At 36.1% G+C, this 15,791-nt stretch carries 18 protein-coding genes; 2 read left to right on the top strand and 16 right to left on the bottom strand.

The genetic code is table 11. The features are described 5' to 3' along the window. Window positions 1-92: 92 nt before the first annotated feature. From mraY to mraZ, 6 genes are read right to left on the bottom strand one after another with little or no spacing between them, the layout of a single operon-like run. Entirely contained in the window at window positions 93-1,388 is a 1,296-nt protein-coding gene (gene mraY, locus I5M32_RS10420) for a phospho-N-acetylmuramoyl-pentapeptide-transferase (protein ID WP_200586178.1), read from the bottom strand. A gap of 7 nt (window positions 1,389-1,395) precedes the next feature. Further along, window positions 1,396-2,856: a UDP-N-acetylmuramoyl-L-alanyl-D-glutamate--2,6-diaminopimelate ligase gene (locus I5M32_RS10415; protein WP_200586177.1), complete on the bottom strand. Its 1,461-nt coding sequence runs from the start codon at window positions 2,854-2,856 to the stop codon at window positions 1,396-1,398. Beyond that, complete coding sequence (locus I5M32_RS10410) at window positions 2,857-4,959, bottom strand: penicillin-binding protein (protein WP_200586176.1); 2,103 nt, start codon at window positions 4,957-4,959, stop codon at window positions 2,857-2,859. 2 nt (window positions 4,960-4,961) lie between these two features. Continuing rightward, entirely contained in the window at window positions 4,962-5,366 is a 405-nt protein-coding gene (locus tag I5M32_RS10405; RefSeq protein WP_200586175.1) for an FtsL-like putative cell division protein, read from the bottom strand. Next, window positions 5,363-6,268, bottom strand: a complete 906-nt coding sequence (gene rsmH, locus I5M32_RS10400; RefSeq protein WP_200586174.1) for a 16S rRNA (cytosine(1402)-N(4))-methyltransferase RsmH — start codon at window positions 6,266-6,268, stop codon at window positions 5,363-5,365. The genes I5M32_RS10405 and rsmH overlap by 4 nt, the downstream gene beginning before the upstream one ends. Then, window positions 6,261-6,725 carry a division/cell wall cluster transcriptional repressor MraZ gene (gene mraZ / locus I5M32_RS10395; protein WP_200586173.1) on the bottom strand — a complete coding sequence of 155 codons (465 nt, stop codon included), beginning with the start codon at window positions 6,723-6,725 and terminating at the stop codon, window positions 6,261-6,263. The genes rsmH and mraZ overlap by 8 nt, the downstream gene beginning before the upstream one ends. Window positions 6,726-7,133: 408 nt before the next feature. Here mraZ and I5M32_RS10390 point away from each other — a divergent pair, with 408 nt between their 5' ends. Beyond that, complete coding sequence (locus I5M32_RS10390) at window positions 7,134-7,346, top strand: hypothetical protein (RefSeq protein WP_200586172.1); 213 nt, start codon at window positions 7,134-7,136, stop codon at window positions 7,344-7,346. Next, entirely contained in the window at window positions 7,343-7,597 is a 255-nt protein-coding gene (locus I5M32_RS10385; RefSeq protein WP_200586171.1) for a type II toxin-antitoxin system RelE family toxin, read from the top strand. Before I5M32_RS10390 ends, I5M32_RS10385 begins: the two co-directional genes overlap by 4 nt. Window positions 7,598-7,820: 223 nt before the next feature. Here I5M32_RS10385 and I5M32_RS10380 read toward each other — a convergent pair whose 3' ends face one another. The 10 genes from I5M32_RS10380 to I5M32_RS10335 form a co-directional block, all read right to left on the bottom strand. Beyond that, window positions 7,821-9,011, bottom strand: coding sequence for a phosphoglycerate kinase (locus I5M32_RS10380; RefSeq protein WP_200586170.1), 1,191 nt, complete (start codon window positions 9,009-9,011; stop codon window positions 7,821-7,823). A gap of 114 nt (window positions 9,012-9,125) precedes the next feature. Next, on the bottom strand, window positions 9,126-10,436 hold the full coding sequence (locus tag I5M32_RS10375) for an ABC1 kinase family protein (RefSeq protein WP_200586169.1): 1,311 nt from the start codon (window positions 10,434-10,436) through the stop codon (window positions 9,126-9,128). A 188-nt stretch (window positions 10,437-10,624) separates the two neighbouring features. Continuing rightward, on the bottom strand, window positions 10,625-11,272 hold the full coding sequence (locus tag I5M32_RS10370) for a TetR family transcriptional regulator C-terminal domain-containing protein (RefSeq protein ID WP_200586168.1): 648 nt from the start codon (window positions 11,270-11,272) through the stop codon (window positions 10,625-10,627). A gap of 265 nt (window positions 11,273-11,537) precedes the next feature. After that, on the bottom strand, window positions 11,538-12,191 hold the full coding sequence (locus I5M32_RS10365) for a flavin reductase family protein (protein ID WP_200586167.1): 654 nt from the start codon (window positions 12,189-12,191) through the stop codon (window positions 11,538-11,540). Then, window positions 12,192-12,890 carry an SDR family NAD(P)-dependent oxidoreductase gene (locus tag I5M32_RS10360; RefSeq protein WP_200586166.1) on the bottom strand — a complete coding sequence of 233 codons (699 nt, stop codon included), beginning with the start codon at window positions 12,888-12,890 and terminating at the stop codon, window positions 12,192-12,194. It lies immediately after the preceding gene. Beyond that, window positions 12,887-13,585, bottom strand: coding sequence for a GTP cyclohydrolase I FolE (gene folE / locus I5M32_RS10355; RefSeq protein WP_234461933.1), 699 nt, complete (start codon window positions 13,583-13,585; stop codon window positions 12,887-12,889). The genes I5M32_RS10360 and folE overlap by 4 nt, the downstream gene beginning before the upstream one ends. Then, window positions 13,548-13,967 carry a 6-pyruvoyl trahydropterin synthase family protein gene (locus tag I5M32_RS10350; RefSeq protein ID WP_234461932.1) on the bottom strand — a complete coding sequence of 140 codons (420 nt, stop codon included), beginning with the start codon at window positions 13,965-13,967 and terminating at the stop codon, window positions 13,548-13,550. The genes folE and I5M32_RS10350 overlap by 38 nt, the downstream gene beginning before the upstream one ends. Before the next feature lie 166 nt (window positions 13,968-14,133). After that, window positions 14,134-14,517 carry a hypothetical protein gene (locus I5M32_RS10345; protein ID WP_200586165.1) on the bottom strand — a complete coding sequence of 128 codons (384 nt, stop codon included), beginning with the start codon at window positions 14,515-14,517 and terminating at the stop codon, window positions 14,134-14,136. Beyond that, window positions 14,496-14,903 carry a HEPN domain-containing protein gene (locus tag I5M32_RS10340; protein ID WP_200586164.1) on the bottom strand — a complete coding sequence of 136 codons (408 nt, stop codon included), beginning with the start codon at window positions 14,901-14,903 and terminating at the stop codon, window positions 14,496-14,498. Before I5M32_RS10340 ends, I5M32_RS10345 begins: the two co-directional genes overlap by 22 nt. Before the next feature lie 45 nt (window positions 14,904-14,948). Beyond that, window positions 14,949-15,782: an OmpA family protein gene (locus I5M32_RS10335; protein ID WP_200586163.1), complete on the bottom strand. Its 834-nt coding sequence runs from the start codon at window positions 15,780-15,782 to the stop codon at window positions 14,949-14,951. Between the last annotated feature and the right edge of the window lie 9 nt (window positions 15,783-15,791).

Genomic DNA, 15,791 nt, shown 5'->3' with positions numbered 1-15,791 from the left:
AAAAGGAGTTATTGTTGGAATATTTTGGTTATTATCTTGCATTTTTTGTTTCTTGATTCTTTGTTCTTGATTCTTATCTCTTGAACTTTAATTTATCTCAATTTCAAAGTCACTATCGTGATGATTGCCAGTAAAATACCCACGATCCAAAACCTACTTACGATCTTAGATTCGTGGTAACCTTTCTTTTGGAAATGATGGTGCAACGGCGACATCAAAAATATCCTACGCCCTTCCCCATATTTCTTTCTGGTATATTTGAACCAGCTTACTTGCATAATTACCGATAGGTTTTCTATCAAAAACACGCCACACAAAATGGGTATCAATAGTTCTTTACGAATCATGATCGCAAAAACGGCGATGATCCCTCCGATGGTTAAACTTCCCGTATCGCCCATAAAAACTTGTGCGGGATAAGCGTTATACCATAAAAAACCTATACAGGCCCCAACAAAAGCAGCCGCAAAAATTACCAGCTCGCCAGAATTTGGGATATATATGATCTTTAAATAATCTGCGATAATGGTATTACCAGAAACATAGGCCAACAATGCCAAGGTGATACCAATTATTGCAGATGTGCCCGTGGCCAAACCATCTATGCCATCGGTAATATTTGCCCCATTAGAAACTGCCGTGATGATCACTATTACAAAAAGCAGGAATACCACCAATGAATATTTCTGATAATCTTTTCCCAAGAATTTCAATACCTTGGCGTAATCAAACTCATTGTTTTTGTAAAAAGGGATATTAGTGATGGTAGATTTTACGTCTTTGGCATAATAGATCCCGTTGCTTTTTTCTACCCTAATCAGTTTCTCGCCTTTTTCGTTATAGATCTCTTCTTTAAAAGTGTTATTCCCTTTCTGTAGTTTAACTACTGAGGGGACTTCGCTTACGGTTTGCCTCACCAAAATATCGGGATGGAAAAACATGGTCCAACCTATGATCAACGATAAACCAACCTGCCCAACAATTTTAAATTTACCGGCCAAGCCCTCCTTATTTTTTTTAAAAACCTTGATGTAGTCATCTAAAAAACCTATTGCACCCATCCAAACGGTGGTTATGATCATCAAGATGATGTATATGTTTTCTATCCTTGCAAACAATAAAACCGGTATTAAAATTCCTGCTATAATGATCAGCCCACCCATTGTTGGTGTTCCTTGCTTTTGGTTTTGACCTTCTAAACCTAAATTCCTAACTGTTTCGCCAACTTGCTTATACCTTAAATAGTTGATCAACCTATTGCCGTAAACCGTGGTAATGATCAAAGAAAGTATCATGGCCATACCAGCCCTAAAAGAGATAAACTGAAACAGGCCTAAACCAGGGAAATCAAACTGTTTATCTAAATATGTGAAAAGGTGGTATAGCATATCCTGATTAGCTGAGTTGATTAAAGCATTCCATTAATATTTTTTTATCGTCAAAATCGGTTTTTACGCCTTTAATGTCTTGGTATTTTTCATGCCCTTTTCCGGCAACCAAAATAATATCGCCGGGCTTTGCCAAATGGCAGGCAGTTTTAATAGCCTCTTTTCTATCGGTAATGGAAATCACTTTCTTTAGATTTACCGGAGAAACGCCTGCTTGCATATCTTTGATGATGGCTTCAGGTTCTTCAGAGCGTGGATTATCAGAAGTAAGGATAACCTTATCGCTCCAATCGCAAGCAGTTTGCGCCATAATTGGGCGTTTTGTTTTATCCCTGTCGCCACCGCAACCCACCACCGTTATTACCTGTTCTGTTTTTGTGCGGATATTATCAACGGTAGTTAATACATTTTCGATAGCATCTGGCGTATGTGCGTAATCAACTATTGCGATGATCCTATTTGGGGAAATCAGATAATCAAACCTGCCTTCGGCTCCGCTCAATTTGCTCAAAACCGTTAACACTTTGGTTTTATCTTGATCTAATAACAAAGCCGTACCATAAACCGCCAGCAAGTTTGACGCATTAAAACTCCCAACCAGTTTGAAATAAACATCTTCGCCATCAATATCTAAATGCAAACCAGAAAATTGGTTCTCTATAATCTTGGCCTTAAAATCTGTCATCGATTTTAAACCATAAGTTTTTTTGTGAGCCGCGGTGTTTTGCAGCATAACCATTCCGTTTTTATCATCGGCATTGGTTAATGCAAAAGCAGATCTATTTAAACCATCAAAAAAAGCTTTTTTTGCTTTGATGTAGTTATCAAACGTTTTATGAAAATCTAGATGATCATGGGTAATATTTGTGAAAATCCCTCCTGTAAAGTTTAAGCCTTCTATCCTTGCTTGGGCAATTGCATGAGAGCTTACTTCCATAAAACAGTATTCACAGCCCTTAGCAACCATATCGCCCAATAATAAATTTAGCGCAATTGGATCTGGCGTAGTATGTGTTGAAGGGATAATTACATCATTGATTTGATTCTCTACCGTAGAAATCAAACCTGCTTTATAACCTAATTCCCTAAATAACTTAAAAAGTAAAGTGGCAACCGTGGTTTTACCGTTTGTACCAGTAACGCCTACTAATTTCAAATCTTTAGAAGGGTTCTGATAAAAATTAGCGGTAATTATCCCTAAGGCTTTCGCCGAATCTTTTACTTTTATGTAGGTAATCCCATCCTTTAAATGGGTAGGCATCACATCGCAAACGATAGAATTTGCCCCTAGATCTATGGCTTTATCAATAAAATCATGCCCATCAGAAAGCGTTCCTTTTACGGCAACAAAAAGACTTTGATCTGTTACTTTTCTCGAATCAAATTGCACAGCAATAATAGCTACATCTGTAGAACCAATAACTTGTTCTAAAGAAACATGATATAATATGTCTTTTAATGTTGCCACTTATTGTAATTCTATTAAAATTCTTGTTCCTTTATAAATTGGTGTTCCTGCTGCTAATGATTGGGATTTCACTTCGCCTTCTCCTTTAACAATCGGCTTTAAGCCAGAATTGCCCAAAACAAAAAGCGCATCTTCTAAACCCATCCCGCTTACATTGGGCACTAAGCCTTTATTCATCTTAATTTCTTGGTATGCAATACCATTACTGCTATCTATCCCAATTTCGTTCTCATTTGTTGAGGCATATAAAGCTTTTATGCCCAATGATTTATAAACAGATTGGGAAGATTTTTTGTAGCCTTGCTTAACCGAAGGCAGTTTTGTGTTACCAACTAATTGTGGCAATTTGTGGTTATTATCTAGCTCTAAGTCGCTACCGATAACTACATCGGCCACTTCTCTAAACACCGGCCCGGCCACAGAGCTTGCGTAGTAAGAACCCTTGGTTGGGTTATTAACCACTACTATCATTGAGTACTTTGGGTTGTTGGCCGGGAAATAACCACAAAAAGAAGCTTGATATTTCCTTTTTCCCTTATAGCCATTTGCGCCATCCGCTACCTGTGCAGTACCCGTTTTACCCGCAATTTGATATAAAGGGTTGTTGATTTCTTTAGCTGTACCCTCTGTAACTACGCCTTCCAACATTTCCTTTAGCAGGCCCAAGGTTCTATCAGAACATATCTTATCTTTTATAACCCTAGCTTTAAATAGCTCTACTGTGTTTCCTAGCCTTCTTATCTCATGAACAAATAACGGTGCGATCATTTTCCCATTATTGGCAACTGCATTGTATAAGGTTAAAAGTTGGATTGGCGTTATCTTTAACTCATAACCATAAGCCATTTGTGGAAGCGTTAAACCGCTCCAAGATTTACTTTGCGGTGTTTTTATCAAGGGCGTTCCCTCGCCCGGGATTTGTAAGCCCAGCTTATCGCCCAAATGCAATGCCCTTAATTTACTGGTAAAAGCACTTGGATCATCTTTATAGTTTTTATAGATCTGTTTAACGATGGCAACGTTTGATGATTTCTCAAACGCTACTTTCATTGGGATGATACCTTCATTCTCATGATCCCTAATGGTATGGTTATAAATCTTATAATTACCTCCATCGGTATTTACAATATCGTTTAGCCCAAATTTCCCATCTTCAATGGCCACTAGATAAGTAGCTAGCTTAAAGGTAGATCCAGGTTCTGCGCTTTGCGCAATGGCATAATTAAAGGTTTCTTTATACTCGCCGTCGGCAACTTTATTAAAATTAGATATGGCCTTGATCTCACCGGTTTTTACCTCCATTACAATTACGCACCCAAAGTCTGCGGCAGATTTTATCAGTTGCTTTTTGAGTGCATTTTGGGCTAAATCTTGCATATTAACATCAATGGTAGAGATAATATCCGCACCCTCTTTTGGTGCTATCTCATCATCATCGTTTACGGGCATCCAAACACCGCCGGCAATTCTTTGAACCAATCTTTTGCCGGTTTCACCGTTAATATAATCGCCATAAGCACCCTCAAGACCCACGGCAGCTTTAGAATTTGCATTGTAATAGCCAATTGTTCGGCTGGCCAGGTCTCTAAACGGAAGAATTCTTTTGTTTTCTTGAACGGCTATCATCCCACCTTTATATCTCCCCAGATTGAAAATCGGAAATGTTTTAACCGCTTTTAAATCTTGGTAACTGATGTTTCTTTTGATCAAGAAATATCTATCGCCTTCTTTTCTTGCGTTTCTTAAGGCCCTTGAGTATTCCCTTTCAGATTTATCTTTAAAATAATCTGACAAGCTGCCCGCCAAAGAATCTACTTTAGCATAGAAAACTTGATTATCTGCAATTGCACCGGCTTTTAAATCCATACGGATATCATATTCTGGGACAGAAGTAGCCAAAAGGCTACCATCAATAGAGTAAATATTACCTCTGGCCGCTTCCACCTCGGCGTATTTAGTGCTTAAACTATCGGCCATAGCCCTGTATTTATCGCCTTGTACCAACTGAACGTTGGCCATTTTAACCAAAACAGCAACAGCAAATAAAATGATGAGGCCAAAGGCCGCGTACACTCTAAGCAATATGTTGGTTCTGATATTCATCTTTAATTTGCTTTCAATTTTATTGGTGGCTCTACCGATACTTTTAGCCCTAAAAGGGAATCAACCTCTTTTATGACCTGGGTTTGCCGACTTTTGAACATTAAATCTGCCTTTAACGTCTTAAAATCCCAACTCAACTCTTTTACCTCTTTCTTTAAACCTTCTATTTTTCTGATGTTATCTTCTGCACTATGCCGGTTTCCGATATAGATCATCCCCAAAAAAGAAAGAAAAAGCACAAATGGCAATGCTTCGGTTGCCGCTTCTTTAGAAACCGCTCCTTTAAAAAAATCAGTAAAGGCATTGTTCATCGGTTCTTTTTTAACCTTTGCCTTGCGCTCCTTTAGCTTGGCTTCTTCCAGCTCGCGTTCTTCCTTTTCTATTTCAGATCTTAACCTATTTGTCATCTCTTAATAGCTATCCTTAATCTGGCACTTCTTGCCCTATTATTTAATTTTATCTCTTCTTCTGATGCCGTAATCGATTTTTTTACCACTAAATCAAAAGGTTTAATCTCATTGCCAAAAAAATCTTTTTCTACAGCACCAGAGAATTTGCCTTTTGCCAAAAAGTTTTTTACCAACCTATCTTCTAAAGAATGGTAAGACATGATTACCAATCTGCCCCCTTTTGCCAAAACATCAACCGTTTGGCCTAAAAACTCTTTTAAGGCTTCCATTTCTTGGTTAACCTCTATCCTTAAAGCCTGAAAAACCTGGGCTAAATATTTATTCTCTTTCCCTTTAGGTATGTTTTTGGCTATCGCCGATTTTAGATCGTTAATTGTTAGGATTTGATTTGCCAAACGAGCGGTTACGATGGCTTTTGCCAGGGATTTTGCGTTTTGTATCTCGCCATAAATCCCAAAAATTTTGTGCAGTTTTTCTTCCGGATAATTGTTTATTACATTTTGAGCAGTCAAATCTCCGTTTTGATCCATCCTCATATCCAGGTTGGCATCAAAGCGGGTAGAAAAACCACGTTCAGGAACATCAAATTGATGAGAAGAAACACCTAGATCGGCAAGGATACCATCAACAGGCAATAGATCATGCGCCCTGAGGTTGTTTTTTAAATGCCTAAAATTTTGATCTATAAAAACAAAGCGATCATCATTTAAGCTATTTTTTTTGGCATCTTCATCTTGATCAAAAGCAGCCAAAACACCGTCTTTTTCTAACTTCTTCAAAATTTCTTTAGAGTGCCCACCGCCACCGAAAGTAACATCAACATAAATCCCGTTTGGCTTGATGGCCAATGCGTCCACACACTCTTTCAACAACACAGGAACGTGGTAACCTTTATCCATTTACGCTCCTTCCTTTGTTGCCCATAACTTCTTCCGCAAGGTTTGCGAAATTTTCTGGCTCATCATCCATTTGCACTTCATAAGCTTCTTTTGCCCAAACCTCAATTTTGTTAAACTGGCAAGAAAGCACTACTTCGTTGCCTATACCGGCATACTCCAACAATGCTTTTGGCATTAAAACCCTTCCCGAAGCATCTAAACTTAACTCTGAAGATCCACGGGTAAAATACCTGATAAATTCACGGTTCTTTTTTTCATAAGGATTTAACTGGGCAAGCTCCTCGGTTATTTTATCCCATTCTGCCTTAGAATAAATGGTCAAATGTTTCTCAAAACCTCGGTTAATTACCAAGCCTTCTGCATCAACTAAAGGCAATTGCTTTTTAAGACCGGAAGGAACCATTAAGCGGCCTTTCGCATCAAGCTTGCAATCAAATTCCCCGATTAGATGAGACATAGTTTAACCTAAAACTTTATTATAATGTAAAAGTAATGATTGTTACCACTTTTTCCCACTTTACCCCACAAAAAGTTTTCAACAGCTAAAACCATTCTCACAGCGATTTAAAAAGCATTTTTTATCTAAAAGAAATAAAATTTCGATAAGTATTTTTAGAAAATTGATTCTATAAGGTTCTGAAAGACAGTTAAATTATCCCTTTTTGAGCTGCGGTGGGAAAGCTTGCTCAGAAATTTTTAGTTTATGAAAAAAAGTGGGAAAAATTTATTTTTTTGAAGAATTAAGGCATTTTGCTGGATAGCGTAAAGTTTAAATCACACACTTTATAATTTACATTTTATTATGGTCTTTTTATATAAAGATGTTTAATTTTATGGTTAGATTTATTTAAAAAAAACAGAAATTATGATTGCGTTACATCCACAATATATAAAAGATACCAATGGGGATAAATCTTTAGTGATTTTACCCGCAAAAGAATTTGATGCTTTAATGGAAGAATTGGATGAGATTGAAGATATTAGGTTATTTGATGAAGCTGAGAAGAATGATGACGGAGAAAGAATACCCATGACTGATGCCTTTAAAATAATTGAAGACAAAAGAAACAACAAATGACCTACTCTTTAAATTTTAGTAGTCAAGCGTTAAAAGAATTAGCGAAAATAAACGACCCTTTTTACTCAAACATAAAACAAGCTATTTCTAATCTTAAAGATGACCCTAGACCACAAGGATATATAAAATTAAATGGTAGAGAGGGTTATAGAATAAGAACTGGCAATTATCGTATAATTTACAAAATTTTTGATAAAGAATTAGTTATTGAGATAATCAAACTTGGGCATAGAAAAGATATTTACGACTAAAAAATTTCGTTCTATTCCATTTATGTTTTAGGTAGAGAAACTCTTTTCTAATTGCAAATCTTTAGTCATATCTGCTTTTCCTTAATAAGGAAACTACTAATAGATGGAGCCAAAAAAATTTATAACTTTTTAACCCAATAAAGCCTCTCAAATAAAAGAATCGAATACAAAAAAAACGCCCCGGAAAACCCAGAACGCTTTCTAAAATTCAATGGATTAAACCTTAATCCATTATTGCTTTAACACCAGGCAATTCTTTACCTTCCATATATTCTAACAAAGCACCTCCGCCAGTAGAAACGTAACTCACTTCATCTTCTAAACCAAATTTAGCAACCGCGGCGGCAGAATCTCCGCCTCCAATTAAAGAGAAAGCTCCGTTTTCTGTTGCTTCTACCACTGCATGTGCAACTTGTTTGGTGCCGTTCTCAAACTTAGACATTTCAAAAACGCCCATTGGGCCGTTCCATAAAATGGTTTTGGATTTTTTAATGATCTCAGAAAATTTATTGATGGTATCCTCGCCAATATCCAAACCCATCCAGTTGTCTTTGATATGATCATTATAAGCGTTCCCAGTTTCTGCATCGTTAGAAAAAGAATCGGCAATTACAGAATCTGTAGGGATGATCAATTTTACACCTTTTTCATTTGCTTTTTTCATAAGTTCTTTGGCTAGATCTAGTTTATCTTCTTCTACCAAAGATTTGCCAATGCTACCGCCATTAGCTTTTATAAAAGTGTAAGTCATGCCGCCACCAATCAAAAGATTATCAACTTTATCTAAAAGTTTCTCGATCAATAAAATTTTATCCGAAACTTTTGCACCGCCCATAATTGCGGTAAAAGGGCGTTTAGGGTCGTTTAAAACCTTTTCTGCATTGGCCAATTCGGCGCCCATTAAATAACCGAAGTATTTAGCATCTGGGAAAAACTTTGCGATTACAGCTGTTGAGGCATGGGCCCTATGTGCCGTACCAAAAGCATCGTTTACATAAACATCGCCCAATTTAGACAGTTTTTCTGCAAATGCTTCATCGCCTTTTTCTTCTTCTTTGTAGAAACGTAAGTTTTCTAACAATAAAACGCCACCAATTTTTAAATCTTTAGCTTTTTGTTGCGCCTCTGCTCCTATACAATCGTCAGCAAACTGAACCTGGGTACCTAAAAGTTTTGAAAGATGTGGTACGATGTGTTTTAAAGAATATTTATCCGTAGGCCCATCTTTTGGGCGACCTAAGTGCGACATTAGAATTACGCTTCCGCCATCTTTTAATATCTTTTTAATTGTTGGTAAAGCAGCGGTTATCCTCTTATCATCAGTAATTTTGAAGTCTTTATCTAACGGGACGTTAAAATCTACCCTTATTAGGGCTTTTTTGCCCGAAAAATTTATATCGTTTATTGTTTTCATTATTTTTTAAATTATGCCCTAAACTAAGAATAGTATAAGGAATATTATAATAGAATTGACAATAATATTGATAATGAGATTTAAAACAGATTGTAAAACAGAGAAGCTTTAGAACTAAAAAGCCAATTTTATATGTGGTTTATAGGTGTCTGTTTTAACTTTTGCGCCAAGCTCATGCAAGATATTATACAAACCAAAGTTGGTGCGGTTTACATAAATAAAGTGTTTAACACCTCTAGCTTGCTTAAATTCTGGCATTTTTGCAATTTTTTCTCCAAAACCGTATAAAGAATCAAAAAATTCTGTTTGGCTGAAATCAAATTCTCCTTTAATATAAGGTTGGGCAAAAAGAGCGATCATTTCTTTATAATTCTGGTAATAGAATTCTACTTGTGCAGGATTATCTTTGGGTAAAATCATTTCTAAGGCCTTAAAAGCCTTAATGGTTTCTCCTTTGTTATCTAGTAGATCTGTTGATGTGGTAGAGAAAAATGGATAGTAAAAATCGTCTGGCAGTTCTTTGATACAACCAAAATCGATCACTCCCAATTTTCCATCTGGAGTGATCATAAAATTCCCCGGATGTGGATCGGCATGGACTGCCCTTAACTCATGTTGTTGGAAATTATAAAAATCCCACAATGCCTGGCCAATTTTATCCCTTAATTGTTGCGATGGATCTGTTTTTAAAAATTCTTTCAGGTGCAAACCTTCTACCCAACTCATGGTAATGATGCGTGGACCAGAAAGTTCTTTATAATATTTAGGAAAAACGATATTGGGCAAATTAGCGCAAGCTTTAGAAATTTTTAGAGAGTTTTCTACTTCTAGCTCATAATCAGTTTCTTCTACCAAGCGTTCTTCTACCTCTTTCATGTAAATATCCAACTCTTTTTCGCTCATCCCTAACAACCTGAAAGCAAATGGTTTGATTAACTTTAAATCTGATGAGATAGAATTACCCACACCGGGATATTGAATTTTAACCGCTAGTTTTTCTCCATTTAACTCGGCTTTATGAACTTGCCCAATCGATGCTGCATTTGTGGATTTTAAATCGAATTTATCGAATATTTTATCGGGAGTTTTACCAAGATGCTTTTTAAAAGTTTGCATAATCAGTGGCCCACTTAAGGGTGGCGCACTGTATTGGGATAATGAAAATTTATCTACATAGGCTTTAGGGAGGATATTTTTATCCATGCTCAACATTTGCGCAACCTTTAATGCGCTACCTTTTAATTCGCTTAAAGAGCTGTAAATATCTGCTGCATTATCTTCATTTAACTCGTCTTTACTTAATTCTGGATTGAAAAGCTTTTTAGAATAATGTTTGATGTAATTGCCCCCAATCTTAAACCCTGTACCTACAAATTTTGCCGAACGGGCCACTTTACTTGCTGGGATACTATTTTGTTCTTTCATTTTTGTTTTAAGTGATAGGTTGTAAGTAGTAGGTTGTGAGTAATGATATTGGTTTTACGATTTTTTTGTACGCTTATTTTTTTAGTGTTTTAACACTCTGCCAACTGATGGATATATCCTTTTTTGCTATTTGCATTATGGTAACATCAAAAAAGCCTGTAAATTCATATTTAAAATCATGCTACTTATCAGAAGCTCATTTTAAAACCAGCATTCTGGGCTAAAAATTTCCCGTAATCTAAGAGGTTATCTATTGGTGTTCTTTGGAATAGATCGAAGGTTACGTTTACGCCTTTTTCAATGGCTTCATCCGTTTTCTCGAAACCTGCCGAATAATCCTTTAACCAAAACTTAAGCACAAAGGCCAATTGCATCCATAACGCATCTTTATATCTATCGCTGATGAATTTCCTGTCTGTAATTTCTCCTGTTTCTAAACCTTCTTGGATAATTTCTATGCTAAACTCTTCAAATGCCGTTTTGCTTTCTTTTAGTTGAACGGGCGTATGCAATCCTTTTTTGAAATGGCCTGTGCTGTAATTGACAAAACTTCTATTGCTTTTTAAAAGCTCAAAAAAACTATAGAAAAAAGACAGCGCTTTCTCGCGGGCAGAATATGTACCCCAAACTTCTTGAGACTTTATTTCTTTGATGGTTTGCCTAAATAAATCTGCCCAAACTTCTGCTTCTATGCCATCAAAAGAACCAAAGTGCTTATAAAACTCTTCTTCTTGAAACTTATTTTTCTTTGCAAACGCAAAAACCGTTGCAGGCTTTTTACCTTCTGTTAGAACATGGTTGATGTAATCGTTTTGGATTTTTTGCTTGGTTGCCATTTTTATAAAGTTTAATTAGAAAATTTTAAGTTAAAAGCCTAAAGTCGGATTTGTTGTATAAAAAAAGTCTGATGTCTGTAGACCGAAGTCGGCAGATTGTGTGTTATAAAAATTTGATATTCTGAAAACCTACAATAAATTTTCTCTTGTTTTTTGCGTTAGGGATTGGAATGACATCCTTTTTAAATGTTTCCTTCCACTCCGCTCAGGATGACATTTAAAAAGATATAATGGAAAGCCCGCCCGAACGCCCAAATTTTATTTATTAATCTTCATTATTGTTAACAACCAGCTCTTCAACTTGTTTCCCAGGTTTGGCATAGCTAAATCTATTGATTAAACTTGTGCTATAATAAGCATCTAAACCTGCAGATGTTACCGAACTGGCGGCAGCCAAATCTACAAAGCCGTCGTCTTTTATTAAATCATCATCTATTAAAATATGCTTGATCTCGCCTATTACTATTTTAGTTTTGTTCAATAAAAAAGGAAGATATTCTTTAAATTCTAAGCCGATCTTTATACTAGATTCTTTAACGAAAGGAGCGGCAAAATCTTTTACATATTCTTCGGTAAAACCACATTCTTTAAATTCTGATTGGCCTGCCAAATACCTTGCACTTGTTTGATGGGCATTTTTAACCTTCGCGATTGTTACGTTATTGAGCGTATAACATTTGTTGAACATGATATTCTGGATGGTTTCATGTTCGTTACCATCTGGCCTAACCACCATACCCAAATAAGGAGGGTTTGCGCCCACGTGGAAGATTGAGCTAAATAGCGCTAAATTGGTATTGCCCTCGCTATTGATCGTACCCACCATTTGTAAACTTTTAAACCCCGAAATGCTATTGATAAAAGTTGTGCGGAAACGTTGTTCCATTTGTGAAATCTCTGCGGAGCTAATTTCTCTCATTTATATGTTCTTGATGGATGACATACCGCCATCGATACCCAAGATTTGTCCTGTTATCCAAGAACTTTGTGGCGAGATTAGGAAAAATGCTGCCTCCGCAAGTTCTTCTGCTGTGCCTATTCTGCCCAAAGGGTGCCTTTTATCTGATGCTTCCCTACGTTCTGGAGTAGAAATGAGCTGTTGTGCCAACGGCGTTGCGGTTAGAGAGGGAGCTAATGCGTTTACACGTATTTTAATGCCCACAAATTCTGCCGCCAAAGATTTTGTTAAACCTTCTATTGCACCTTTTGCTGCTGCAATACTAGCATGGAAACCCATACCTTGTTGTACCGCAACTGTACTAAATAATACGATTGAGGCATTTTTAGCATTTTTTAAATGGTTGATCGTTGCTTGGATTACTTTAACGGCACCCAAAACATTTATTTTATAGTCGTTTAAAAAATCTTCTTCCTTTAACCTCCCAAAAGGTTTTAAATTGATGGTCCCCGGGCAATATGCTAATCCATCCAATTTTTCTGGCAAAGCCGATTTTAATGTTTCGATGTCTTCTAGGATATCCAATTCTATAAATCTAGCTTCTTGCGGTAAATCTCCTTGATGGCGGGATGCTGCGTAAACATTATTCCCCTCTTTCAATAATTTTTTAACCAATTCTAAACCAATCCCAGAGCTGCCGCCTATTACTAAGTAGTTCATCCAATGTATTTTAAAAATTCGTTTCGTGTTTCTGCTTCTAAAAATTTACCGCCATATTCTGCCGTAACGGTAGAACTTGTGGTATCCCTAATTCCTCTAGAAGAAACGCACAAATGATCGGCCTCTATAATAACCGCCACATCTTCTGTGGCTAAAACCTTCTTTAATTCGTTGGCTATCTGGATATTCAAACGCTCTTGTACTTGTGGCCTCCGAGAAAAATATTGTACGATCCTGTTTAACTTAGAAAGCCCAATAACTTTGCCACTGCTAATATAGGCCACGTGTGCCTTGCCAATAATTGGCACAAAATGATGTTCGCAATTGCTAAAAAGGGTAATGTTCTTTTCTACCAGCATCTGGTTGTATCGATATTTGTTATCGAACAACCTTGCTTCTGGTTTATTTGCGGGGTTTAAACCACTAAAAATTTCTTTGATGTACATTTTGGCAACTCTTTTAGGGGTGCCCTTTAAACTATCATCGGTTAGATCTAAACCCATAATTTCCATAATGCTCTTGAAATGCTTTTCGATCATTTCAATTTTTGTGGCATCATCAATTTTAAAAGCATCTTCCCGTAAGGGAGTAGCGTAAGCAGTACCCACATGGTCGTTACCAATAGCGTCAATTAAAATATCCTCTTGCGGATAGGTGTTAAGCGGGGTATTCAACATAGTTTCTTTCGGTTTCAAATAAGGTTATCTTTAAGTCTAAATCTGGGCTTATCTCTGTTCTCAGATTATCGTATATTACCATTGCGATGTTTTCTGCCGTTGGGTTTAATGCCTTAAATTCTTCTACATCCAAGTTAAGGTTCATGTGATCAAACCTGTCCAATATTTTTTCTTTTATCAAATCTGATAATATTTTCATATCCATCAGGTAACCAGTCTCCTTATCAACAAAACCACTCACCTTTACAATCAAATCATAATTATGGCCATGATAGTTTGGGTTATTGCATTTCCCGAAAACAGATTTGTTACGGTGATCACTCCAATTGGGGTTGTTTAACCTGTGGGCGGCGTTAAAATGCTCTTTGCGATAAACCGCAACTTTTTGTTTCAGATTCATTGGTCTATTAACGATTAAATGAATTGTTTTGTTTAGGCTTTTTAAAAAAAAGTTAAACATATTTTTTTTTTATTTCGATTATGAAAACGGTACGTTCTGTAGAAATTATAAAACAAAAAATCCGAGAAATCATCTCGGATTTTAAATAATCATTTTAAATAATTTGTTAATTGACTCTATATATGTAAGCGTCTTTAATAAAAACACCGTTGATTACATTACGCGAAAGTCTGATACCTGAAATCTCATCGCCTGTTTTTACAAAACTTTTGAATGTTTTATTTAATGTATCAGAAATACTTATTACAGATATTGCTTGTAAAGGAATTTCAATTTCTGGTTTTTCTTTTAAATAGTCTAGAATTTTTCTGTAAGTTTTCTTAGGTCCGTTTATATCAACTTCTTCAGAAGCAATAATCAACCTCCACACTTCAGGTTCTTCCATGAAATACCAAAATGCACTTTCTATATTAAATTGCTTACTATCCAAGAATTGAACAAGTTGTTTTCCTTGTTCAATGTCTAAATTTACCAGTGTAGCTGTATCCATTTTAATATTCCATTATTAATATCCGATATAGAGTTATATATATCTAGCGCTTTACGCTTTGAGTTTTTACTATACCTGCTTGTTTCGTTCCAGTCCCTTAGAATGTTCAAATTGATTTTAAATTCTTCACTATCTTCTTTATTAAGTTCTGATTCTAATCCAGCTGTTTTCAACAATTTAAGTAAGTCATGAGTATAACTTTGATCTATTATTTTTTTATCAGGAAAATCGAATTTTTTAGTATTCTTAGCAATACATGCTTTTAAAGCGCATTCAATACTGTAACCACAAAGATAATAAGCACCATCGAAACATTTATTATCAAGTAAAACTTTCGCTTCTCTTAATCGAATTTTAGAAAGTTCTTGTAAGTCTCTTCTGTTCACTAATACAAAACATTGGTTATCAATATATTCACTTCAAATATAAAATTATTTTATCAGATTATACAACTCATCCAATTTGGGCGAAAGTACAATTTCTATCCTTCTGTTTTTACTTCTATCTTCTGGGGTGTTCCCTAAAGCAATCGGTTGGTATTGGCCTTTGCCGGTGGCGGTTAATCTTTCTGGGCTGATGTTCTGTAGTTCTGTTAGGTACCTAACCACCGATGTTGCCCTTAATACGCTTAAATCCCAATTATCTTTAATCTGGCCCAGATTACCCACTTTTTGGTTATCTGTATGGCCTTCTACCGCAATATTTATTTCTGGTTGTGTATTTAAAACCTTAGCTAGTTCTTTTAGGGCTTGTTTTCCCTTATCATCTATCACTATTGATCCTGTGCTAAACAATAGCTTATCGGTTAAAGAAACATAAACCTTACCGTTTCTGATCTCTACGGTTAAACCGCTTTGTTGAAACCCTAAAAGCGCCTGTTGCAATTTTTCTTTTAATGCGTTTGTTGCCGCATCACGCTTTTTCAAAATCTCTTCTACCTCTTTTAACCTTGCTTCCCTTTTTTCTAGATCGGCAGAAAGCTTATTGATTTCTGATGAGGTATTATTTCTTAGGGTAGCATAATTGCTATTTAAACCTTCTAATTGGGTTTGATAATCGGCGATTTTAGCTCTTAGATTAGCCGTATCTGTTTGTAGAGACTTAATTTGCTCTTGTAACGAAGCAACTTTAACTTGATCTGCATCCCAACCTGTACTTAAAGAATCTTTTTGGGCGATCAATTTTTCATATTTCTTTTTAGATAAAACCACACAAGAGCTTAGAAACAAAAGTGTGATTACCGCTATCAATACTGATTTTTTCATTTATCTTTT

Origin of the sequence: Pedobacter segetis, from assembly GCF_016623585.1 — a bacterium.
Classification (GTDB): domain Bacteria; phylum Bacteroidota; class Bacteroidia; order Sphingobacteriales; family Sphingobacteriaceae; genus Pseudopedobacter; species Pseudopedobacter segetis.
The sequence above is the reverse complement of the archived record's forward strand: the minus strand, read 5'-3'. Positions and strand labels throughout refer to the sequence as shown.

What these genes read in the sequence shown, in the direction of transcription:
- mraY (WP_200586178.1), bottom strand. Translation starts at nt 1,388, where the DNA reads ATGCTATACCACCTTTTCACATATTTAGATAAACAGTTTGATTTCCCT.
- I5M32_RS10410 (WP_200586176.1), bottom strand. Translation starts at nt 4,959, where the DNA reads ATGAATATCAGAACCAACATATTGCTTAGAGTGTACGCGGCCTTTGGC.
- I5M32_RS10405 (WP_200586175.1), bottom strand. Translation starts at nt 5,366, where the DNA reads ATGACAAATAGGTTAAGATCTGAAATAGAAAAGGAAGAACGCGAGCTG.
- rsmH (WP_200586174.1), bottom strand. Translation starts at nt 6,268, where the DNA reads ATGGATAAAGGTTACCACGTTCCTGTGTTGTTGAAAGAGTGTGTGGAC.
- mraZ (WP_200586173.1), bottom strand. Translation starts at nt 6,725, where the DNA reads ATGTCTCATCTAATCGGGGAATTTGATTGCAAGCTTGATGCGAAAGGC.
- I5M32_RS10390 (WP_200586172.1), top strand. Translation starts at nt 7,134, where the DNA reads ATGATTGCGTTACATCCACAATATATAAAAGATACCAATGGGGATAAA.
- I5M32_RS10385 (WP_200586171.1), top strand. Translation starts at nt 7,343, where the DNA reads ATGACCTACTCTTTAAATTTTAGTAGTCAAGCGTTAAAAGAATTAGCG.
- I5M32_RS10380 (WP_200586170.1), bottom strand. Translation starts at nt 9,011, where the DNA reads ATGAAAACAATAAACGATATAAATTTTTCGGGCAAAAAAGCCCTAATA.
- I5M32_RS10375 (WP_200586169.1), bottom strand. Translation starts at nt 10,436, where the DNA reads ATGAAAGAACAAAATAGTATCCCAGCAAGTAAAGTGGCCCGTTCGGCA.
- I5M32_RS10370 (WP_200586168.1), bottom strand. Translation starts at nt 11,272, where the DNA reads ATGGCAACCAAGCAAAAAATCCAAAACGATTACATCAACCATGTTCTA.
- I5M32_RS10365 (WP_200586167.1), bottom strand. Translation starts at nt 12,191, where the DNA reads ATGAGAGAAATTAGCTCCGCAGAGATTTCACAAATGGAACAACGTTTC.
- I5M32_RS10360 (WP_200586166.1), bottom strand. Translation starts at nt 12,890, where the DNA reads ATGAACTACTTAGTAATAGGCGGCAGCTCTGGGATTGGTTTAGAATTG.
- I5M32_RS10350 (WP_234461932.1), bottom strand. Translation starts at nt 13,967, where the DNA reads ATGAATCTGAAACAAAAAGTTGCGGTTTATCGCAAAGAGCATTTTAAC.
- I5M32_RS10345 (WP_200586165.1), bottom strand. Translation starts at nt 14,517, where the DNA reads ATGGATACAGCTACACTGGTAAATTTAGACATTGAACAAGGAAAACAA.
- I5M32_RS10335 (WP_200586163.1), bottom strand. Translation starts at nt 15,782, where the DNA reads ATGAAAAAATCAGTATTGATAGCGGTAATCACACTTTTGTTTCTAAGC.